This is a genomic window from Actinomycetota bacterium, assembly GCA_030776625.1.
Lineage (GTDB): Bacteria > Actinomycetota > CADDZG01 > CADDZG01 > WHSQ01 > MB1-2.
On sequence record JALYHL010000007.1, the window covers coordinates 123,055 to 144,460 of the forward strand.

18 protein-coding genes are annotated in these 21,406 nt (G+C 67.8%); 15 read left to right on the top strand and 3 right to left on the bottom strand.

The window, feature by feature from the left end; genetic code table 11:
• Positions 1–5: 5 nt before the first annotated feature.
• From murG to M3N53_12045, 11 genes are all read left to right on the top strand, one after another.
• Positions 6–1,088, top strand: a complete 1,083-nt coding sequence (gene murG, locus M3N53_11995) for an undecaprenyldiphospho-muramoylpentapeptide beta-N-acetylglucosaminyltransferase (protein MDP9069049.1) — start codon at positions 6–8, stop codon at positions 1,086–1,088.
• Positions 1,085–2,458, top strand: coding sequence for a UDP-N-acetylmuramate--L-alanine ligase (gene murC, locus M3N53_12000; protein ID MDP9069050.1), 1,374 nt, complete (start codon positions 1,085–1,087; stop codon positions 2,456–2,458). The genes murG and murC overlap by 4 nt, the downstream gene beginning before the upstream one ends.
• A complete protein-coding gene (gene murB / locus M3N53_12005) occupies positions 2,455–3,435 on the top strand; it encodes a UDP-N-acetylmuramate dehydrogenase (GenBank protein MDP9069051.1) in 981 nt (326 codons plus the stop codon). Before murC ends, murB begins: the two co-directional genes overlap by 4 nt.
• Positions 3,432–4,253, top strand: coding sequence for an FtsQ-type POTRA domain-containing protein (locus M3N53_12010; protein MDP9069052.1), 822 nt, complete (start codon positions 3,432–3,434; stop codon positions 4,251–4,253). Before murB ends, M3N53_12010 begins: the two co-directional genes overlap by 4 nt.
• A 226-nt stretch (positions 4,254–4,479) precedes the next feature.
• The gene (gene ftsZ, locus M3N53_12015; protein ID MDP9069053.1) at positions 4,480–5,595 is read left to right on the top strand and encodes a cell division protein FtsZ; all 1,116 of its coding nucleotides are present in this window, start codon (positions 4,480–4,482) and stop codon (positions 5,593–5,595) included.
• An 83-nt stretch (positions 5,596–5,678) separates the two neighbouring features.
• The gene (locus M3N53_12020; GenBank protein MDP9069054.1) at positions 5,679–6,419 is read left to right on the top strand and encodes a polyphenol oxidase family protein; all 741 of its coding nucleotides are present in this window, start codon (positions 5,679–5,681) and stop codon (positions 6,417–6,419) included.
• Complete coding sequence (locus tag M3N53_12025) at positions 6,416–7,099, top strand: YggS family pyridoxal phosphate-dependent enzyme (protein MDP9069055.1); 684 nt, start codon at positions 6,416–6,418, stop codon at positions 7,097–7,099. The genes M3N53_12020 and M3N53_12025 overlap by 4 nt, the downstream gene beginning before the upstream one ends.
• Before the next feature lie 38 nt (positions 7,100–7,137).
• Positions 7,138–7,605 carry a cell division protein SepF gene (gene sepF / locus M3N53_12030; GenBank protein ID MDP9069056.1) on the top strand — a complete coding sequence of 156 codons (468 nt, stop codon included), beginning with the start codon at positions 7,138–7,140 and terminating at the stop codon, positions 7,603–7,605.
• Between the two features lie 12 nt (positions 7,606–7,617).
• Positions 7,618–7,866, top strand: a complete 249-nt coding sequence (locus tag M3N53_12035; protein ID MDP9069057.1) for a YggT family protein — start codon at positions 7,618–7,620, stop codon at positions 7,864–7,866.
• Positions 7,867–7,902: 36 nt separating this feature from the next.
• Positions 7,903–8,724: a DivIVA domain-containing protein gene (locus M3N53_12040; protein MDP9069058.1), complete on the top strand. Its 822-nt coding sequence runs from the start codon at positions 7,903–7,905 to the stop codon at positions 8,722–8,724.
• Between the two features lie 11 nt (positions 8,725–8,735).
• Complete coding sequence (locus M3N53_12045; protein ID MDP9069059.1) at positions 8,736–9,170, top strand: hypothetical protein; 435 nt, start codon at positions 8,736–8,738, stop codon at positions 9,168–9,170.
• Between the two features lie 11 nt (positions 9,171–9,181).
• Here M3N53_12045 and ileS read toward each other — a convergent pair whose 3' ends face one another.
• Together ileS and M3N53_12055 are read right to left on the bottom strand one after the other, a co-directional pair.
• On the bottom strand, positions 9,182–12,346 hold the full coding sequence (ileS, locus tag M3N53_12050; protein ID MDP9069060.1) for an isoleucine--tRNA ligase: 3,165 nt from the start codon (positions 12,344–12,346) through the stop codon (positions 9,182–9,184).
• 70 nt (positions 12,347–12,416) lie between these two features.
• Positions 12,417–12,881, bottom strand: coding sequence for a hypothetical protein (locus M3N53_12055; protein MDP9069061.1), 465 nt, complete (start codon positions 12,879–12,881; stop codon positions 12,417–12,419).
• On the opposite strand from M3N53_12055, the gene M3N53_12060 reads away from it, so the two are divergent.
• The 4 genes from M3N53_12060 to dnaE all read left to right on the top strand — a co-directional run bounded on the left by M3N53_12060 (position 12,865) and on the right by dnaE (position 18,495).
• Positions 12,865–13,380 (top strand): TraR/DksA C4-type zinc finger protein, encoded by a 516-nt coding sequence (locus M3N53_12060; GenBank protein ID MDP9069062.1) that lies wholly within the window; start codon positions 12,865–12,867, stop codon positions 13,378–13,380. The genes M3N53_12055 and M3N53_12060 overlap by 17 nt on opposite strands.
• Complete coding sequence (lspA, locus tag M3N53_12065) at positions 13,287–13,895, top strand: signal peptidase II (GenBank protein MDP9069063.1); 609 nt, start codon at positions 13,287–13,289, stop codon at positions 13,893–13,895. Before M3N53_12060 ends, lspA begins: the two co-directional genes overlap by 94 nt.
• A complete protein-coding gene (locus M3N53_12070) occupies positions 13,892–14,812 on the top strand; it encodes an RluA family pseudouridine synthase (GenBank protein MDP9069064.1) in 921 nt (306 codons plus the stop codon). The genes lspA and M3N53_12070 overlap by 4 nt, the downstream gene beginning before the upstream one ends.
• A gap of 239 nt (positions 14,813–15,051) precedes the next feature.
• Positions 15,052–18,495 (top strand): DNA polymerase III subunit alpha, encoded by a 3,444-nt coding sequence (dnaE, locus tag M3N53_12075; GenBank protein ID MDP9069065.1) that lies wholly within the window; start codon positions 15,052–15,054, stop codon positions 18,493–18,495.
• A gap of 3 nt (positions 18,496–18,498) precedes the next feature.
• Here dnaE and M3N53_12080 read toward each other — a convergent pair whose 3' ends face one another.
• The gene (locus tag M3N53_12080; protein ID MDP9069066.1) at positions 18,499–21,363 is read right to left on the bottom strand and encodes an AAA family ATPase; all 2,865 of its coding nucleotides are present in this window, start codon (positions 21,361–21,363) and stop codon (positions 18,499–18,501) included.
• Between the last annotated feature and the right edge of the window lie 43 nt (positions 21,364–21,406).

The window sequence follows — 21,406 nt, forward strand, 5'->3', positions numbered from 1 at the left end:
GAGTGGTGATCGCGGGGGGAGGCACCGCGGGCCACGTCAACCCCGCCATCGCTCTTGCCCGCGCTATGCCCGGAGACGATGTGTCCTTCGTCGGCACTGCATCGGGCGCGGAGGCGCGCCTGGTCCCGGCTGCCGGTTTTCCCATCGAGAACATCACCGTCGCGGGGTTCGATCGCGCCAAGCCGTGGCTCCTGCCGCGCACCGGGATGCGCGCCGCGGGAGCGGTCGCGGCTGCGCGCGGTCTCCTGCAGCGGTCGGGTCCGGCTGCCGTAGTGGGCATGGGCGGGTACGTGAGCCTCCCCGCGGTTCTCGCAGCGCGCAGCCTGTCGGTTCCGGTCGTGTTGCACGAGCAGAACATCGTGTTCGGGCTCGCCCACAAGGTCAGCAAGCCGTTCGCCGCGAGGATCGCCGTCTCGTTCCAGGAGACGCTCGAGGCCGCGGGGCGCAAGGGCGTGTACGTCGGGAACCCGGTAGCGCCGGAGTTCGCGACGTTCTCCAAGGAGGCTCACAGGGAGCGGGCGCTGCAACTGTTCGACCTCGACCCTGCACGCAAGACGTTGCTCGTTTTCGGCGGCAGCCAGGGCGCCAGGCGGATCAACGACGCCGCGCATGGTCTCGCCGATGCATGGTCGGGCCGCACCGACGTGCAGGTGCTACACATCGCGGGGCGGCTGGCATACCCCGAGCTACAGCAACGCACATCGACCGGTGCGGGCCTCGCCCATTACAGGTTGGTGGAGTTCGTGGAGGACATGCCGCTGGCGTACGCGGCCGCCGATCTCGCGCTGTGTCGCGGGGGCGCCACGACGCTGGCGGAGCTGGCGGTGGTCGGCCTCCCGGCGATAGTGGTCCCGTACCCCTATCACCGCGACCGGCAGCAAGAGCGGCAAGCGCGGGTGGCGGAGAGGGCGGGGGCCGCGCTGGTGATGGCGGACGCCGAGACCACCACCTCCGCGGTGGCGGACGCCGCCGACCGGTTGTTGCGAGACGAGGCGAGGCTGAAGGAGATGAGCCAGAGCTTCCTGGCGCTGGCCCGGCCCGACGCCGCGCAACGCCTCGCCGACGTGGTTCGTGGAGTCGTCCGATGACGTTGCGCTCCGCGGGACGCGTGCACTTCATCGGCATCGGCGGCGCCGGGATGTCCGCGATCGCGAAGGTGCTCCTCGAGCAAGGCGTGTCGGTGTCTGGGTCCGACCTGAAGCGGTCGCGAGCCGCCACTGTGCTCGAGGCGATGGGGGCGGACGTTCACGTGGGGCATGACGCGGGTCTGGTCGTGGGGGCGGACGTGATCGTGATGTCCTCGGCCATCCGCGACTCGAATCCGGAGCTGGCAGCCGCACGCGCGTCCGGCATAACGATCCTGTCGCGAGGTCAGGCGCTCGCGTCCATCCTCGAAGAACGTCGCTCCATCGTTGTCGCGGGAACCCACGGCAAGACGACAACCACGTCGATGATCGTCTCCGTGCTGCGCGCCGCAGAGATAGACGCCACGTACCTCGTCGGGGGCGGGCTGAACGACTCCGGCACCAATGCACGCTCCGGCGAGAGCGATCTCGCGGTAGCAGAGTCCGACGAAAGCGACGGATCGTTCCTGCTGTTGTCCGCCCATGTGGGCGTGGTGACGAACGTCGAGGAAGATCACGTGGATCACTGGTCGTCGCTGCAGGAGCTGCGCGCGGCCTTCGATCGCTTCATCGGCGCCACTGACCCAGACGGCGCGGTCGTCGTGCCGGTAAGCGATGAGGGTCTGTGTGCCGCGGCGCGCGCGTCGGGGACAACGGTAGTCACGTTCGGCGCGCAGGGCGACGTCTCCGCCTCTGGTGTCCGCGCGGAAGGCACCGAGACGACCTTCGATCTCCTGCACGCGGGCGCGACCGTGCCCATACGGCTTCAGGTGCCTGGTGCGCACAACGTGGCGAACGCTCTGGCGGCCGCCGCTGCCTGCATCCAGGTCGGCGTTCCGCTGCAACACGTTGCGGAGGGGCTCGCGCGCTACAGCGGCGTCGAGCGACGATTCCACCTGCGCGGCAAGGTGGGCGGAGTCACGATCATCGACGACTACGCGCATCATCCGACCGAGGTGCGGGCGACGCTGTCCGCGGCGAAGACCGGCTCGTGGGACAGGGTCGTTGCGGTCTTCCAACCCCACCGCTACTCCAGGACCGCCGCCTTCGCGGCCGCGTTCGGACGCTCGTTCTCCGACGCCGACAGGATCGTCATCACCGACGTCTACGGCGCCGGGGAGGAGGCGGTTCCCGGGGTGAGCGGAAAGCTCATCGCGGACGAGCTGTGCTCGGCGCTGCCGGGGCGCCCGGTTGCCTATCTCCCACACCGGGCCGAGCTGGTGGCCTACCTCGAACAGACGCTGCGGGAGGGGGACGCGCTCCTCACTCTCGGCGCCGGTGATGTCACGTCGCTCGCGGATGAGCTTCTGGTGCGTTTGGAGCCGGCACCGTGAGTGCTCAGACCGTGGGTGCGCGCGCCGTGGGAGAGCGACTCCGGGAGCTCGCCGCCGGAGAGGTTCATTTCGACCGCTCGCTGGCCCCGCTCACGACGTACAGGGTGGGTGGTGCGGCGGCGGTCCTGTTCGAGCCGGCCTCCGCCGCCGACCTGCTGCACCTACGGACCGCGGTGCGCGATGTCGGAGCGGACCCCGCCGAGCTCGGCTTCCTCGCGCTGGGACGAGGCTCCAACATGGTCGTGTCCGACCGCGGCTTCGACGGGATCGTGATCCGCACGGGAGCGGGGCTGTCGTGGATCCGCGGAGACGAGCAGAGACCCACGCGCGTTGCCGCGGGGGCCGCGACGTCTCTTCCGCTGCTCGCCAACTGGGCCGCGCGCAGGTCCCTCGCCGGGCTCGAGTTCACCGTCGGGATCCCGGGCTCCGTCGGCGGAGGCGTGCGGATGAACGCCGGCGCGCACGGAGGAGAGGTCGCGGACACGCTTGTGTCGGTAGAGGTCTTCCACCTGCGCGAGTGGGGGTCCGCCCAGATCGAGCCGGCGCAGCTCGATCTGGACTACAGGCACTCGGCGCTGTCGGACGCGCATCTGGTCGTAGCGGCTTCGTTCGATCTCGTCGCAGACGAAGAGCATGCGGTGCGATCGCGGATGGAGTCGTACCGGCGGCATCGCGCGACGACGCAGCCGGGCGCGCTCCAGAACGCCGGGAGCACCTTCAAGAACCCGCCGGGGGATGCCGCGGGGCGTCTGGTCGACGCCGCCGGTCTGAAGGGCCACCGGGTGGGAGGCGTCCAGGTGTCCGAGCTGCACGCGAACTTCTTCATCGCCTCGAGCGGCGCGACGGCGCAGGACGTGTTCGACCTCGTTCACGACGTGAGGAAGCGGGTGCTGGATCGGTTCGGCGTCGACCTGGAGCCGGAGGTGAGGTTCGTGGGCCCTTTTGACACGGCCGTTCTCGCGGAGGCGTCGCGGTGACGACGGCGGAGCGCGTCCGGACGGATCCGCGCATCTCTCGCCGCCGGCGCGCGATCGAACGCTCGCGTCGCCGGCGCGGGCTCATAACAGCAGGCGTCGTGGTCGCGCTGGGGGCCGCTCTCTGGGTGGCCTTCTGGTCTCCGTTGCTGGCCGTCGACGAGGTCGTGGTGGTGGGGGGGCGGCACGTGACGGCCGCCGACGTGGCGCGGGTGGCGCAACTCGATGCATCGGACAACCTCTTGCTCGCGTCGACCTCGGAGATCACCGCCAAGGTCGAGGAGCTCGCATGGGTCCAGAGCGCGCGGGTCGACCGGAAGCTTCCTGGGACGATCCGGGTCAGGATCGTCGAGCGGGTGCCGGCGGCGGTGTTGTCGCTGGCCAGCGGACGGTGGACGCTGGACGCGGAGGGCCACGTGCTCACGCGCGGCGTCGCCGATCCCGACCTCCCCGTGCTCGCCGGTCCGCGCGTGTCCGATCTGGAGGAGGGGACCGCGGTGGAAGAGGCCGAGGTGCAGGACGCCCTCACTACCTTGCGCTCGTTGTCCCCGCGCATACGTGGAGAGGTCGAGGCCTTGCTCGCGCCCACCACGGAGCGGATAACGCTCTCTCTGAAGGACGGGACGCAGGTGCGATTCGGCGCCGCCGAAGCCCTGCGCGCGAAGAACGAGGTCTTGCGGACGTTGCTCGTCGACCTGCGGGTCAACGGCGGAAGCGGCGGCTACATCGACATCCGCGTTCCCACCAGTCCCGCCGTGTCCGCGGCCGCTCAACCGGAGTCCGTCGTGACGACGCCACCGACGCCCGCGCCGACGCCCTAGGAGCCACGGCAGCGCCGCGACGAGGAGCGCGAAAAGCCGCGCTCGTCGAACCTTGACTCCCCCCGCGCGCGTCGCTATATTCCTCGACCATCACTACAGGTTGACATAACTCTAAGCCTGAAGTAGAGACTCAGCAATCGATCTACCCGCTGACCTGGGCAGATGCCGCGGCACACTTCCTTCCCCCCGCGGTGGGTTCCGGTTTCCAGGGTGGGAAGGAGGCCGTATGGCCACAGGACCGCAGAACTATCTCGCCGTGATCAAGGTCGTTGGGATCGGCGGCGGCGGCGTCAACGCGGTGAACCGGATGATCGAGGTTGGCCTGAAGGGCGTCGAGTTCATCGCGATCAACACCGACGCGCAGGCTCTCCTGATGTCGGACGCCGACGTGAAGCTCGACATCGGTCGCGACCTGACGCGAGGTCTCGGGGCGGGAGCCGACCCGGAGGTCGGGCGGCGCGCGGCGGAGGAGCACCGGGACGAGATCGAAGAGGTGCTGAAGGGCGCCGACATGGTGTTCATCACCGCGGGCAAGGGAGGAGGCACCGGTACCGGCGGCGCGCCCATCGTCGCCGAGATCGCCAAGTCCATCGGGGCGCTCACGATCGGCGTCGTTACCCGGCCCTTCGGGTTCGAGGGACGACAGCGGGCGCTGAAGGCGGAGTCGGGGATCACCTCGCTCAAAGAGAAGGTCGACACGCTCATCGTCATCCCGAACGACCGGCTGCTAGACGTGGGAACCGCGACCACCTCGGTCCTCGAGGCGTTCCGGATGGCCGACGAGGTGCTCCTGCAGGGGGTTCAGGGGATCACGGACCTGATCACCACGCCGGGGCTCATCAACCTGGACTTCGCCGACGTGAAGGCCGTGATGACAGACGCGGGTTCGTCGCTGATGGGGATCGGGCAGGCGCGCGGCGATCAACGCGCCGCCGACGCGGCGCGCGCTGCGATCTCGTCGCCGTTGCTGGAGGCGTCGATCGAGGGAGCTCGCGGCGTGCTGCTGAACATCGCGGGTGGGTCCGACCTGGGGCTGTTCGAGGTGAACGAGGCGGCGACGATCATCTCGCAGGCCGCGCATCCAGACGCGAACATCATCTTCGGCGCGGTCGTCGATGACACGTTGGGTGACGAGGTGCGGGTCACGGTGATCGCCGCCGGGTTCGACCGGTGGGGTCAGAAGGAGGCGGAGGACCTCGTGCGCCCCGATGAGGAGATCTTCTCGGTTCCCGATGCCGACGATGACGAGCCCGCGTTCCTCGGCAGCGCAAAGCGCGAGGAGCGTCTCGTCTTCGATGCCAACGAGGACCTCGAGATCCCGTCCTTCCTTCGCAACGAATAGTTCTCTGACGCAGGAGCTTCCCCGGGGAGCGGGACCGGCCGGCCGGTCCCGCTCTTCTTCTTGGCTTTGATAGACAGTCCCGCATGAGCGCCCCCCGTCCCTCGCTCGCTCACGTCGACCGCGACGGGCTCCGTCTGCTGATCGATCCCGCGCCCACGCGGTGCGCCGTTGCGTTCACGGATCGCATCGGCGGCTCCAGCGCGGCCCCCTACGACTCACTCAACCTGGCCGCCACCGTCGGCGACGACCCCGACGCCGTTCGCCGGAACCGAGAGCGGGTCGCACGCGCCGCGGGCTTCGCGGTGACGTCGCTGCGCCTGGCGCGTCAGGTGCATGGTGCCGACATCCTCCACGTCACTTCGTCCGATCCAGTGGTCGCCGGCGAAGGCGATGTGTTGATGACGTCGGAGCCCGGTGTGAGTTTGGGGATCCTCACCGCGGACTGCACCCCGGTCGTCGTCGCCGGAACCGCTGTCGTGGCGATCGCACACGCGGGTTGGCGCGGTCTCGTCGCGGGCGCGGTCGAGGCCGCGGTGGATGCGGTAGGGGAGGTGCGCGCTGCATGGGTGGGTCCGTCCATCCACGCCTGTTGCTACGAGGTGGGGCCTGAGGTGATCGCGGCGTTCCGCGACCGCGGTCTTCCCGTGGCCGGCGTCGATCGGGTCGATCCGGGGCGGGCCGCGACGTTCGCCCTTCACCGGGCGGGTGTGGAGCGGGTGGCCGCCAGCGTGGACTGCACCTCGTGCGACCGCCGCTACTTCTCGTACCGGCGCGACGGCACGACCGGACGCCAAGGGGCGTTCGTCTCGCTGCTCGAGCAGTGAGCGTCTCGCGCCGCTACGAGGAGGTGCGAGCGCGCGTTGCCGCCGCGGCCGAACGCGGCGGGCGGTCGGGTGACGAGGTGACTTTGGTCGCGGTGAGCAAGGGGTTCCCGGGCGACGTGGTGGCGGAGGCGGTGCGCGCCGGCGCGGTCCACCTGGGGGAGAACCGCGTGCAGGAGCTCAGAGAGAAGGCGATCGCGTTCCCCACGGGAGTGCGGTGGCACTTCATCGGGCACCTCCAGACGAACAAGGCGAGACAGGTGGTCGGCGTTGCGTCGCTGATCCACTCGGTGGACCGTCTGGCTTTGGCCGACGAGCTGGCGCGGAGGGCGCGGATCCGCGGCGTCGCCCAGGACGTCCTGATCGAGGTGAACGTCTCGGGAGAGGCGACCAAACACGGCATAGAGCCCGCGGCCGCACCGGCGTTGGCGGAGCAGGTGGCGGCTCTGGATCCGCTCGTCGTGCGCGGCTTCATGACGATGGCGCCGCTGTCCCCGGAGCCGGAGGAGTCGCGGCCCTACTTCGCGGAGCTTCGAGAGCTGCGCGATCGCGTGGAGGCGGTCGTTCCAAGCGCGACCGAGCTCTCGATGGGGATGACGCGAGATTTCGAGGTAGGGGTCGAGGAGGGCGCCACCTTGGTTCGCGTGGGGGAGGCGATCTTCGGCCCTCGAGCGCGCAGATAACCGCTAAGACCAAGGATGTTCGGGATAGGGTGACCGCGATGGGGATCTGGAGGAAGACGCTCGTTTATCTCGGGCTCGTCGAAGAGGATGAGTACGACGACTACGCCTACGACGAGACCGACCACGACGAGGAGCCGGCCGCCCGTCGCTCCCGCCGCACTCCCTCCGGAGATCAGTCACCGGCACGCCGCGACGCGGTCGTGCGCTCGATCCCTACCCGCGCCCAGGCGAGGTTCCATCTCGTCAACCCGACGCTCTTCAAGGCGGATGCTCAAGAGATCGGGGACAAGTTCCGCGACGGGTTCTCGGTTCTGATGAACCTCCACGGTGCCGATCCGCGCGAACGCCAGCGGCTGATCGACTTCGCTAGCGGGCTGTCGTATGGGATGGGCGGAAGCATCCAACCCGCGGGGGAGCACGTGATCCTGATCACCCCGCCGGGGGTGCAGGTTTCCGCCGAGGAGCGGCAGCGCTTCCTCGAAGAGCGCGGTTTCTTCCCGGCCTAGCCGGCACCGCCGATGGGGTTCGTCTGTCTTCTCTTCTCCGCGTACTACGTCGTGCTTCTCGCGCGCATCATCCTGTCTTGGGTCACCATGGCGTGGTCGCCTCCACCATCGGTGGCCCCGGCGGTGCGCGTGATCTACGACCTGACCGAGCCGGTGCTCGGCCTCTTCCGCCGGTACATCCCTCCGATCGGAGGGCTCGATCTCTCGCCGCTGTTCGTGTTCATCATCCTGCGCGTCGTATCCGGAGCTATCTGCGGATAACCGGGTTCGAGCGCCTACCTCTGAGATACTTGCAGCATGGAAGTGACTGCTGCCCACATCCACGAGAAGCAGTTCCACGACGCCTGGCGCGGCTACAACCAGGAGGAGGTGGACGACTTCCTCGATCGCGTGGCGGAGCAGATGAACCGTCTCGAGCGCGAGAACCAGGCGCTGCAGGATCGTCTGCGCGACTTGGATCAGATGGTCGCAGCCAGCCGCAGCACCGAGGAGATGTTGAAGAAGACCTTGGTGACGGCGCAGCAGGCTGCCGAGGAGGCGATCGCCACCGCGAAGTCCAAGGCCGAGCGGATGGTGACCGAGGCCGAGGAGCGCGCTCACCGGGCGAACGAGGAGCTGAAGGAGCGGGTCGCCACGGCGGAGGAAGAGGTGCGGCGGAAGACCGCCGAGGCGGAGCGACAGCAGTTGGTCCGCCGGCGGGAGACCCAGCTCACGATCGAGCGGTTGGAAGGGTTCGAGGCCGAGATCAAGCGACGCCTCAAGGCCTTCCTCGAACAACAGCTCGACTCTCTAGAGGCACTCGTCGAGAAACCACAGCAGGGCGCCGGGGGCGCCACTCCGATCCCTCCGCAGCCGGCCCTTTCTAGCGTCGGCCCCGCGAGGCTGCACGCGACGCCGGCAGCGCGGATGGAGGCGGTGGCGCATGAGGCGCGGGCGGAGGCCGGGGACGCTCCCGTCGTCGCGGAAGACGCAGCGGTGATCGAGCTGTCAGATGACCCCGACATCAAGCTCGACGCCTACGCGGATGCCGAGAACGGCGACATCGCGCGTAAACATCCATTGCGTGCGATGTTCCGGCGGGACAACAGAGAAGAGGACTGGTCCGACGAGGGCCGTTAGGGTCCTCCCACATGACGGCTCTGATCGGCGGCTCGCTCCTTCTGATCGCGGGCTCGGCCATCGTCTTGGTCATCGGCTGGACCAGCGCGAACGAGTCTCTGATCTGGACCTCGATCGCTGCGAGCGTCGGCGCCGCGATCATGCTGTCCCTCGGCTACTACCGCAGCAAGGCAGAGGCCGCGCGAGGTCCGGCTCCTCAGCGTCGGCCTCGTCCCGAGTCCCCTCGCGCTCCCGCGGCGCCTGCAGCTGCGCCTGCCGCTCAGCCTACGCAGCCGGTCCCTTTGGTTCCGCGCGGCGACGACGGCGACCGCGTGATCGCGTATGCCGACCGCAGTCGCTTCCATCGGCCGGATTGCCGCTACGCGTCTATCCCGGGGGGCGAGGAGATCTCTCGACAGGCGGCGCAGCGGCGCGGTTACGACCCCTGCGGCGTGTGTAAGCCGTAGTCGTCGAGCACCTACGCGGCGCGCCGCAGTCCGATCGAGATCGCGCCCGACTCGAGCGTCACCTGATCCCGCGCGACGTCTTCGGGCGCATCACCCCACGATGTGTCCGTCGCGAGCACCTCCGACGCGATCATGGCGGCGTGTTGCTGGATCGCCGCGTCTAGCGCTTCGTCGTCTGCGGACAGCCACAGCGTGATCCGATCCTCGACCGCGAGGCCACTGGCCTTCCTTAGCTCTTGAACCGCGCGCACGACCTCGCGGGCGACCCCTTCCGCCAGTAGGTCCGGAGTGATCTCTAGGTCGAGAGCGACCCCGTACGGCCCGTCCTGCACGAGGGCGAACCCCGAGCGACCTTCGACCCGCACGTCCAGGTCGTCGCGCGTGAGCGACACCTGCTCTCCGTCGACGTCGACGTGAACGACGCCGTTGGTGTCGACGGCGCGGACGATGTCTGCCGCGTCGGTCGCGCCTACGGCCTGAGCGACAGACTTGACCCGGGGCCCGAAGCGGGGGCCGAGCGCTTTGAAGTTCGGCTTCACCGAGTACGAGACGAGCTCGCCGAGACCCGAAGCGTGTTCGATCTCCCGAACGTTCAGCTCGTCGGTGACCAGAGCCTCCAGCTCGCCCAGCGCATCTGCCTCCGCAGCCGGCAGCACGACGAGAGCACGAGCGAGCGGTTGTCGGACCCGCACCTTCGCCTCGGTCCGAGCAGACCGGCCGAGCGTCACCAGGCGCCGGACCAGCCCCATCCTGCTCCGGAGCTCGTCGTCGGCGTACGCGGCGACCGGATGCGGCCAGCCCGACAGGTGGACGGAGTCCCGCGCCTCGCCCGCGGGAGCGCACAGGTTCGTGTAGATCTCGTCCGCGATGAAGGGCGTGAACGGCGCCGTCAGCTGGGCGAGGGTGACGAGGCATTCCCACAGCGTCAGGAATGCCGCTTGCGTGTCGGCATCTTCACCCGACCTCCAGAAGCGCCGCCGGGAACGTCGCACGTACCAGTTCGAGAGGTCGTCCACGAAGCGCTCGAGACGCCTGCCACCGGTGGTCGCATCGAAACCCTCGAGGGATTCCGTCACGACCGTCACCGTGTCGGCGAGCTCCGCCAGGATCCAGCGGTCCATCTGCGAGCGGCCCTCGAGCGGGATCTCGAGGCCAGATGGGTCGAAGCCCTCCAGCGACGCGTAGGTCACCCAGAAGGAGTAGGTGTGCCACAGCGTGAGGAGGTACTTGCGCAGCGACTCCTCGATGATCTCCACGGATACCCGCCGCGCCGACCACGGGGTCCCCGCGGTCAGCATGTGCCACCGCAGCGCGTCGGCCCCCTGCGCGTCGAGCACCGTCCACGGGTCGATCACGTTGCCGAGGGACTTCGACATCTTGCGTCCGTCGGCGTCCACGATGTGCCCGAGGACTACGCAGTTGCGGTACGAGTTCTGCCCCCGCACCAGCGTGGCAACCGCCAGCAGCGAGTAGAACCAGCCGCGAGTCTGGTCGATCGCCTCGGAGATGAAGTGCGCGGGGAACCGGTTCTCGAACACGTCTGCGTTCTCGAAGGGGTAGTGCCACTGTCCGAACGGCATCGAGCCGGAGTCGAACCACGTATCGATGACGCTGGGGACGCGAGCCGCCTCTTTGCCACACTCGGGGCAGGCGAAGGTGATGTCGTCCACGTACGGCCGGTGTGGGTCGAAATCGCCGCCCAGGTCCTTGTCGGACAGCTCCGCGAGCTCGGCGAAGGAGCCGACGCAGGTCGCGTGGCGCTCCTCGCAACGCCATATCGGCAGCGGTGTGCCCCAGTAGCGATCGCGCGACAGCGACCAGTCGACGTTGTTGGCTAGCCAGTCGCCGAAGCGCCCGTACTTGATGGTCGGCGGCTGCCAGTTCGTCTCCTCGTTGGACTCCTGCAGCTCGCGTCGGATCTGAGAGGTCCTGATGTACCAGTCGAGCCGCGGGTAGTAGAGGAGCGGCGTCTGGCACCGCCAGCAGTGCGGGTACGAGTGCTCGTAGTCCTCGGCCTTGAACAGGAGGTCGCGCGCTGCGAGGTCGTCCACGATCATCGGGTTCGCCTGTTGGATCGAGCGACCGGCGAACGGCCCGCCCTCGGCAACCACGAGGCCCGACGGGTCGATCATCTGCGTTATCGGCAGATCCTCGCGTTTGGCCACCACCATGTCGTCTTCGCCGTAGGGTGCTAGGTGGACGAGTCCGGAGCCGTCGCTCGTGGTGACGAAGTCGCCGGGGAGGACGGTGTGGGCGCGGCCCTCGCTGCGGACGAACCCGAAGGGCGGCTCGTAGCTCCGCCCGACGAGATCCCGTCCGCTCGTCTGCTCCAGCGCGTCGCCACCTTCGCCCACAACCGCGTCGACGCGTTCTGCGGCCACGATCAGGTAGCGCCCGTCCAGGTGCGGGTCGGGGACCTTCACGTACGAGATGTCCTCACCGACGGCGACGGCCATGTTCGCGAGCAGCGTCCACGGCGTCGTGGTCCACACGAGCAATGCCGTGGCGGGATCGTCCTTCAGCGGGTAGCGCACGTACACGGAGGGGTCGGTGACCATCCTGTAGGTGCCCGTCTGGTGCTGTTCGTGCGATGACAGAGATGTCTCGCAGCGGGGGCAGTAGGGGACGACCTTGAAGTCCTCCTCGAGCAGTCCCTTGTCCCAGACCTGCTTGAGGATCCACCACACGGTCTCGACGAAGTCGCTGCTCATCGTCCAGTAGGCGTTGGGGAGGTCCACCCAGAAGCCGATCCGGTCGGTCAGCCGCTCCCAGTCGTCGACGTATCTCTTTACGGATTCGCGACACAGGCGGGTGAACTCCTCGATCCCCACCTCTTCTTCGATCTGGCGCTTCTGGGTGATCCCCAGCTGTTTCTCGACCGCGATCTCGACCGGCAGCCCGTGGCAGTCCCAGCCGGCCTTGCGGTGGACGTAGTGACCCCGCATCGTCTGGTAGCGACAGAAGATGTCTTTGAAGATCCTGGCCTCGACGTGGTGGATGCCGGGCTTGCCGTTCGCCGTCGGCGGCCCCTCGTAGAAGACCCATTCGGGCTGCCCCTCGCGCTGTTCGAGCGAGCGCTCGAACACGCCTTTCTCCTTCCATCGCGCCGCGATCCCCGCCTCGAGCGCAGGGAAGGAGACGCGTGGATCCACAGGCCGGTAAGGGGACGTCGGCATGGCTTGAAGAGTAGCTTCAGCTCCACCTGGAGCTCTGCCGCCATGGGAGCTTGTGAACAAAGCTCCTGTGCTATCGTCCCGCGGCCATGACACCGGCCAAGCAGCCTCCCAGGCCCAAGAAGACCGCGGCCAAGGCGTCTGCGAAGAAGACCGCGGCTAAGAAGACAACCTCCAAGACGTCCTCGACCGGCACCGCCGCGTCACAGAGATCGACGGTGAAGAAGGCCACCGAGCGGGCGAAGAAGGTAGTGGCGAAGAAGGCCGCGAACTTGAAGAAGAAGGTCGTTGCGAAGGCGCCCGCGAAGAAGACCCCGGCCAAGAAGACGGCGAAGGCGCCCGCGAAGAAGACCGCCGCGAAGGCGTCGGCGAAGAACACCCCGGCCAAGAAGACGACGACGGCGAAGGCGCCCGCCAAGAAGACCGCCGCCAAGGCGCCCGTCAAGAAGACCGCGGCGAAGGCACCCGTCAAGAAGACGAGCGCCAAGCCTCCGGTGAAGAAGACGGTGACCAAGGCTCCGGTGGCGAAGACCGCCACCAAGAAGACCGTCTCCAAGGCGCCGGTTGAGAAGACAGCCGCAAAGACTCCTGCGCCCAGCGCGGGGCCGCGGGTCCCGATCCGGAAGCTGGACCGGCGGGGGCCGTCTCGGCCCGCGAAGCCGGTCAACTTCGACAAGGCGCAGCTGAAGAAGATCCGAGAGCAGTTGGAGTCGGAGCGCAGCGAACTTCGCAGACAGATCGCCGAGCTGGAGTCGGACTCCGACGGCACGCAGTCGGATATGGGTGCCGAGGTCGGCATGGACGATGACTTTGCCGACGCCGGCACGGCGACGTTCGACCGCGAGCGCGACCTGTCGATCAGGAACAACATCCGCGACCTCATCGAGCAGATGACGAGGGCGATCGCGCGCATCGACGAGGGGAACTACGGCACCTGCGAGCGATGCGGCAACCCGATCGACGCCGCTCGTATCAAGGCGCTGCCGCACGCGTTGCTCTGTCTCGACTGCAAGCGGCGAGAAGAGCGGGTCCGGTAGCTACTCCCGCCGAGACGACGGACGCGACCGGACCGCGCGGCACCTCCGTCCGGTACCTGTACGCGGCATCGCTGTCGGCAGCCGCCGTCGTGGTGGCGCTGGACCAGGCGACGAAACAGTGGGCGTTGGAGGCTCTGGAGGGACGCCCGCCGTACGACCTGGTGCCCGGGATCTTGAGCTTTCGATTGACTTTCAACTCCGGTGGCGCCTTCGGGCTCCTGCAGGGCTTTCCCGGGTTCTTCCTCGTCGCGACGCTGACGATCCTCGCCGGGATCCTCGTAGCTCTTCGGCGCCTGGAGGATCATCGCTGGGCGGTCCCGCTCGGGATGGTGCTGGGAGGAGGGCTTGGGAACGCGCTGGATCGCATCGTGCGCGATACGAACGGCGGAGTGGTCGACTTCATCGACCTCCACGTGTGGCCCGTGTTCAACATCGCCGACATGGCGATCGTCTTGGGCGCGTTGGCGATCCTCGTGATCGGGTGGCGGGGTAGCGCCGAGGCCGATCGAGGTTGATCTCTTTCGGCCCCAACGAACAAGAGGTGGGGGAGCGGGTCGACGTGGTGCTGGCGGCGCGCGGCGCGGTCACGCGAACGCTGGCACAGCGCGCCCTACGTGACCGGGCCGTCCTCGTGAACGGCGCGGGCGCGCGCCCCAGCCACCGGCTGGAGATCGGTGACGTCGTAGAGGGCGAGCTTCCCGAGGCACAAGTGGCGGCCCCTGCGGCCGAGAACATCGGTATCGAGGTCCGCTACCGCGACGAGTGGTTGCTCGTGATCTCCAAGCCCCCAGGGCTGGTGACGCATCCCGCGCGGGGGCACGACTCCGGCACGCTCGTCAACGCTCTGCTGGGGCTGGGGGTGCCGCTGTCCAACCAGGACTCGATCAGGCCCGGCATCGTCCACCGCCTCGACAAGGACACCTCGGGGCTGTTGCTGGTCGCTAAGGACGATGTGACCCAGGAACGGCTGGTCGATGCGATCCGCAGGCGTGACGTCGAGCGACGCTACCTAGCGCTGGTCCGGGGGGCGCCGGGAGCAGCGACGGGCACGATCGAGGCACCGGTCGGCCGCCATCCGAACAAGAGACGTCTCATGGCCGTCGTCGCCGGCGGGAAGCCGTCTGTGACGCACTACACCGTCCTGGCGGAGGGGGCCGAGAGCGCCTTGTTGGAGGTCACCTTGGGGTCCGGTCGGACGCACCAGATCCGGGTCCATCTAGCTCACCTCGGCCACCCCGTTCTGGGGGATCGGACGTACGGAGGGTTCTCCGAGAGGACCCGCGCGCTCGGGCTCCAGCGGCCGTTCCTTCACGCCTGGCGCCTCGGGTTCTCGCACCCCCACACGGGGGAGCGTGTGGAGGTGGACGACCCGCTGCCCCCAGACCTGGCGGCGACGTTGGCCGCCTCGGGGATGGCAGATCCGTCCCGCTAGCCCGGCGCACCAGCCCCCGGCGGCCTCCTCCCCAGGACATTCACAGGTTGTCCTTCTTGTGACCACCATGCCGCGGCCCGCATGATCGACCCACTTCCAGCCGCGTTGTACCTGGTGGACGGGCAGTACTTGCCGACGCACCTCGAGAGGTGTTACTTAGAACAACACGTTTGTGATTCGTTCGAGAGGCGCCTTTCCCGCTCGAGCGGCCGAGTCCGAAAAGGAGCGCCGTCCCGCCCGTGAGCTTCGTCCACCTCCACGCCCACAGCGAGTACTCGATGCTCGATGGGGCCAGCCGGATCGGCGAGATGTTCGACGCGGCCGCGGCGGCGGGGATGCCCGCCTGCGCCATCACCGACCACGGGGTGATGTACGGCGTCCTCGACTTCTATAGATCGGCTCAGAAGAACCGGACGGACGGGAAGTACCAGGTCAAGCCGATCCTGGGCATGGAGGGCTACCTCTTCGGCGGCAATCGGGCCGAGCGCCCGGCGCAGAAAGACGCCCGCGATCCCGAGAAAGGGATCTTCCACCTAACGCTGCTGGCCCAGGACAACGCGGGCTACGCGAACCTGATGAAGATCTCTTCGAAGGCGTGGCTCGAGGGCTACCACTCAAAGCCCCGCGCCGACTGGGACCTTCTGAGCGAGTACTCCGACGGGCTGATCTGCCTCTCGGGGTGCCTGTCGGCTCAGATCCCGAGGCTGATCGTCGCGGGCGACCTCGCGGGTGCTCGACGTAAGACGGCTCAGTACAGGGAGCTGTTCGGCGACCGCTTCTACCTCGAGCTTCAGGACCACGGCATCCCGGTGCAAGCGCGGCTTAACGACGAGCTCGTGAAGATCGGGACGGAGATGGGGATCCCGTGGGTTGCGACCAACGACAGCCACTACACCCACAAGGACGACTCGGTCGGCCACGACGTGTTGCTGTGCATCAACACGGGGTCGGTCATGTCCGATCCAGGACGGTTCAAGTTCGACTCGAACGAGTTCTATCTAAAGTCCCCCGAGGAGATGTCGCGCACGTTCGCTCGCTGGCCGGGCGCGTGTGAGAACACCCTCGCTGTCGCGGAACGCTGCAACGTCGAGATCTCGATGGGACAGCTCCTGTTGCCGCGCTATGAGGTACCCCGGGGTCAGTCCCTCGACGGGTACCTGCGCGAGCTCGTGGTGGAGGGCCTGAGGCGACGTTACGGCGGAGACGTCCCGGAGGCGCGCGAGCGCGCGATGTACGAGCTCAACGTGATCGAGCAGATGGGATTCGCCGGCTACTTCCTGGTCGTCCAGGACTTCGTCAACTGGTCGAAGAACCAGGGGATCCGCGTGGGTCCGGGGCGAGGTAGCGCCGCGGGCTCAATCGTGTCCTACGCCCTGGGCATCACCGAGCTGGACCCGTTGCGCTACGACCTCATGTTCGAGCGCTTCCTCAACCCCGAGCGGATCGCGATGCCCGATATCGACATCGATTTCGACGACCGCAGGCGGGGCGACGTGATCCGTTATGTGTGCGACAAGTACGGCAAGGATCACGTGGCCCAGATCGTCACTTACGGCACGATCAAGGGGAAACAGGCGATCAAAGACGCGGCGCGCGTGCTTGGCTTCCCCTACCAGGAGGGCGACAAGCTGACGCGCATGTACCCGCCGCTGATCATGGGCCGCGACTCGGGTCTTGCGAGCGCGCTGGAAACCTCTCCTGAGCTCAAGGAGGCGTACGACGCCGGCGGTGCGGCGAAGGAGATCATCGACACGGCTCTGAAGGTCGAGAACCTCAAGCGGTCCGCGGGGATCCACGCCGCGGGCGTTGTGATCGGTCGCGACCCGCTGGTCGAGCACGTTCCCCTGAAACGCGGGGACCACGACGAGGTCGTTACGCAGTTCGACATGAACGGGGTCGAGGAGCTGGGGCTGCTGAAGATGGACTTCCTCGGCTTGCGCAACCTCACGGTAATCGAGCTGGCGCGCGACTACATCCGTGCGAACCGCGGCGTCGAGGTCGACGTGGACGGGCTCGACTTCGCCGACCCGAAGGTCTTCGAGATCCTGCAGCGCGGTGACACCGACGGCGTCTTCCAGCTCGAGTCGGAGGGGATGCGTCGGTATCTGGCGCAGCTGAAGCCGACGAAGTTCGAGCACATCATGGCGATGGTCGCGCTGTACCGGCCGGGCCCGATGGATCAGATCCCGTCCTACATCGAGCGCATGCACGATCCCAGCAAGATCACCTATCTCCACCCAGAGCTCGAAGAGATAACCCAGGAGACCTACGGCGTCCTCGTCTACCAGGAGCAGATCGTCCTCACGCTGCAGAAGCTGGCGGGTTACACCCCGGGCCAGGCAGATCTCGTGCGCAAGGCGATCGGCAAAAAGAAGCGCGACATCATGGCCGCCGAGAAACCGCGGTTCATCGACGGCTGCACGAACGGCGGCGTCACCAAAGCCGACGCCGATCACCTCTGGGCGTTGATCGAGCGCTTCGCCGACTACTCGTTCAACCGCGCGCACGCCGCCTGCTACGCGTACATCGCCTACCAGACGGGCTGGCTCAAGGCGCACTACCCCGTGGAGTACATGGCCGCGCTGCTGACATCGGTAAAGGACCGGAAGGACGACAAGCCCAAGTACCTCAGCATGGCCCGGAAGATGGCGATCCCGATCCTCATCCCGGACGTGAACTCGAGCGACATGGACTTCACGCCCACGGGTGACTCCGTCCGCTTCGGGTTGTCCGCAGTACGCGGAGTGGGCGAGGGCGTGGTCGAGAAGATCGTGGAGGCTCGTCACAAAGGTGGACCGTTCAGGTCCTTCCACGACTTCACGCGGCGGGTGGACTACACCTGCCTGAACCGCAAGACGGTCGAGTCACTGATCAAGGCGGGCGCGTTCGAGTCCCTCGGCCACACGCGCAAAGGACTACTCGACTGCTTCGAGGACATCTGCTGCGAGATCATGGAACAGCGCAAGATGCGCGAGCACGGTCAGTTCGGTCTCTTCGACTCCGCCGATCAGGACGACACGCCTCACGACCGAGCGATCCCGATGTACGAGCACCCGAAGGAGCTTCTGCTCGCGCAAGAGAAAGAAGTGCTGGGCCGCTACGTCTCGGACCACCCTCTCCTCGGCGTCGAGGGCCTCCTCGGACGCATGACCGACGTTGCGATCACCTCCTTGGGCGACCGCCGTCCCGGCGAGATCGTCACGATCGGCGGGATCGTCGCGGGGCTGTCGAAGAAGGTGACGAGGCGCGGTGAGGTCATGGTGCTGCTGCAGGTCGAAGACGTCGCCGGCGCGAGTGTCGAGGTAGTCGTCTTTCCCCGGGTCCACGAGCAGTTCGGCCCCCTGCTCCGGCCGGACGCGATCCTGTTGGTCAAGGGCCGCGTGGACCAGGATGCGCGCGACGACTCGATGAAGATCATGGCGCTCGAGTTCCACGAGCCGGACCTCGGAGAGGACCGGCCACTCGTCATCAACATGGCCGTGGAGTCGTGCACGCCGAAGATCGTTGACTCGTTGAAGGACGTGCTGGCGAACCATCCCGGGACGACTCAGGTCTTCTTGCATCTGGCGAAGAACCGCAAGACCACCGTTCTCCGGCTCGGTAGCGAGTTCTCCGTCGACACCTCCAACGGGCTGCACGCGGAGCTGAAAGCCCTTCTGGGACCTACGTCTCTTCTCGCCTAGCCGTTACCACTCGACGAGCTTCCACACCTCCGGGAGCAGCCCGGTCGGCTCCTCGCCTATCTCCGCCAGCGTCGCAGTTGCCTGCTTGAGCTCTCGCATCGCCCCCTCGGTGTCACCGAGCTCGTGTAGCAGGTCGGCCATGTTGTTGCGCAGGGCCGCCTCTCGATGGCGATCTCCTTGCTGTGCGCAGATCTCCAAAGCCTCGCGCGTCAGCTCGAGCGCACCCATGACATCGTTCTCCGAGCGCGCCGCAAGCGCGAGGTTGTTGAGAGCCGCAGCGCGGCCGCTGAAGTCCGCTAGCTCCTCCGCGAGCGCCAGGCTTTGTCGCAGATGCGCCCTCGCCTCAGCGTGGCGACCCCGCGCGTTCTCGAGGATTCCAAGCTGGTTGTGAGCGCGCGCCAGAGCGGGTGGGTCTCCCGAAGCGGTAGCAGCGTCCAGCGCGCGGATGGCGAGGGCCGCGGCCTCGTCGATCTCGCCGTTGCGGTGCGCATTGAAGCTCATCCCGGCGAGGACGCGTGCTTCGACGACAGGGTCGCCGCGCGGTCCCAACTTCTCGAGCGCCGTGACGAAGTGGCTCTGCGACAGATCGAAGTCCCCGCGCCTGAGATGCACCTCGCCCAGCTTGTGCTCGAGGATCGGGATGGCGTCGACGGCAGCCAGAGCCGCGGCTTTCTCGAAGCTGTCGACCGCGTTCTTGTACTCGCCTAGGAGGACGTACATGTCGCCCGCGCCCTCATGAAGGAGCGCCGGGTCCGGGTGGCCCAGTGCCAGCGCGGCCACGTAGTGAGCCAGCGCATCTCGGTTCGCGTAGACCTCCCGGGCCCGGATGGCGGCGGCCTCGTGATACCTAGCGGCCTCGGCCTCCATGCCGCCCAGCTCGTAGTGGCGGGCCACCAGCGCGGGCGTGGACGCGAACTGGTCCGCGCCGCGAGACGCCGCGACGAACGCTTCTGCGACCCGCCGGTGTAGGACGCGACGACGCGCCGGGCTCATCGACTCGTACACGAACGACCGTAGCTTCTGGTGCGAGAACTCGTAGGTGGCGGTTGGGGGCGACGACGGCGATGGGACGACGAGTCCGTGACGCACGAGCTCGTCCAGTGCGTCGACGGTTTCTAGCTCGGTTCTGCCTCCGGCGCGCCACACGGTGTCGAAATCGAAAGAACGATCGATCACCGCGGCGGCGCCTAGGATCTGGCGGGCCATCTGACCGGCGAGTCCGGCGCGCGACCTCAGGAGCTCCTTGATCGTGCGCGGCATCTCCCACTCACCGCCGCGGCTCGCGAGCATCGCCAGATACTCCACGACGAAGAAGGGGATGCCCTCGGTCTCTTCCATCAGGCGAGCCGCGAGCTCTTCGCCGCTCGATACTCCGAGGCCCCGCGTGTCTTCCACGAGCGCCTGCACGTCCGTCCTCGCGAGCCGCCGCAGCACGAGGTGGCGACCTGGTCCCGCCCCCGCCGCGTCGCCTGCGATCTTGCGCAGCGGGTGGCCGGGCTCCACCTCCTCGGTGCGCCATCCGACGACGATGCACAGCGGGGTGTCATCCAGGCGCCGCGCGATGTAGCCGAGCACGTCTAGCGATGCCGGGTCGCACCACTGGAGGTCGTCGAGGAACATCACGCCCGGCCGCTCGCCACCCGTCGCGGCCACCAGCACCTGTCGCAACGCCTCGAAGAAGCGGCTCAGCGCTCCCGGGTCGTCGACCGAGCCCGCGGGGCCTTGATCGGGCAGCAGCGACGGCACGAGCCGCGCCGCCTCGGCGAGGACGGCGGGTTCCAGTCCCGCCACCGGGATCCGATCTGCCGACTGAGCGAGGAGCTGGCTTATCAGCGCGTATGGGAGGCCCGACTCTCCTTCGTAGCAGCGCGCGGTGACGGTCGTGGCGCCGCGACCACTCACGGCTACGAGGAAGTCGCGCCCGAGTCGCGTCTTGCCGATGCCCGCCTCGCCCTCGACGACCACGACGAGGCCCCCGGGGCCGGCCGCGGCGTACGCCTCGTGCAGCAGGTCCCACTCATGGGCACGACCTCGTAGCGGATGGTCGCCCGGTAGAGGCCGTGGTCCCGCCGGTTCCGGCCGCGACAGCTGCGTCTGCTCCACCGCCTGGACGACGCCTTCGCCGATCGCCTCGTAAAGCGCTGTTGTGTCGCCCAGGGGAGAGACCCCGAGCTCTCTGTCCAGGATCCCCACGCACTCGCGGTACTGCTGCAGCGCGGCGGTTCGCATGCCCCTCCAGGCATAGAGCTGCATGAGCTGGCGGTGAGCGGGCTCGTTCAGCGGATCGAGCGCCAGCTTCCGCCTCGCGACCTCGACCGCCGCCTCCAGGTCTCCCTGCGCGACCTGGGCGCGGGTAAGGCGGTCCAGTGCGGCTGCCAGCTCCCGCTCGAGGCTCTCGGACTCGAGCGAGTGCCATTCGTCGAATGGGTCCGCGTCCCGCAGCGAGAAGCCTTGGAGGAAGCTGCCTCCGAACGCCTCGACCGCTCGAGTCAGGGCTGCGACGCAGGCGGCGCAGGTCTCGCCGTCTGGGTGAGAGTGCCTCTCCGCCTCTTCAAGCAGGCCGCGAAAGGTGCGGACGTCGAGGTCGACGCCGTCGAGGTCGAGCGAGATGCCGAGCCTGTCGGCGGAGACCCAGCGGTCACCGAGCGCCTTCCGGAGAGACGACAGCGTCCTACGCAACGCGGCCCGGGCCCGCTCCTGGTCGTACTCCGGCCACAGCAGCCCGCTGATCCGATCTCGGCTCTGGGTCCGGCTGGTCACCGCCAGGTAGACCAGCAGGGCGGTCGCCTTCCGGGTGTCCACCTGGACCGGATCGCCGTCCACCTCTACCGTGGGGCTCCCCAGGACCGAGATCACTAGTCCACTCATCGCCGCCGCTCCCGCATCTCTGCACATCTACAGGTAGTAGGCA

What these genes read in the sequence shown, in the direction of transcription:
- M3N53_12080 (MDP9069066.1), bottom strand. Translation starts at nt 21,363, where the DNA reads ATGAGTGGACTAGTGATCTCGGTCCTGGGGAGCCCCACGGTAGAGGTG.
- sepF (MDP9069056.1), top strand. Translation starts at nt 7,138, where the DNA reads ATGGGGATCTGGAGGAAGACGCTCGTTTATCTCGGGCTCGTCGAAGAG.
- M3N53_12040 (MDP9069058.1), top strand. Translation starts at nt 7,903, where the DNA reads ATGGAAGTGACTGCTGCCCACATCCACGAGAAGCAGTTCCACGACGCC.
- ileS (MDP9069060.1), bottom strand. Translation starts at nt 12,346, where the DNA reads ATGCCGACGTCCCCTTACCGGCCTGTGGATCCACGCGTCTCCTTCCCT.
- M3N53_12035 (MDP9069057.1), top strand. Translation starts at nt 7,618, where the DNA reads ATGGGGTTCGTCTGTCTTCTCTTCTCCGCGTACTACGTCGTGCTTCTC.
- murC (MDP9069050.1), top strand. Translation starts at nt 1,085, where the DNA reads ATGACGTTGCGCTCCGCGGGACGCGTGCACTTCATCGGCATCGGCGGC.
- lspA (MDP9069063.1), top strand. Translation starts at nt 13,287, where the DNA reads ATGCGGCAACCCGATCGACGCCGCTCGTATCAAGGCGCTGCCGCACGC.
- M3N53_12045 (MDP9069059.1), top strand. Translation starts at nt 8,736, where the DNA reads ATGACGGCTCTGATCGGCGGCTCGCTCCTTCTGATCGCGGGCTCGGCC.
- M3N53_12020 (MDP9069054.1), top strand. Translation starts at nt 5,679, where the DNA reads ATGAGCGCCCCCCGTCCCTCGCTCGCTCACGTCGACCGCGACGGGCTC.
- ftsZ (MDP9069053.1), top strand. Translation starts at nt 4,480, where the DNA reads ATGGCCACAGGACCGCAGAACTATCTCGCCGTGATCAAGGTCGTTGGG.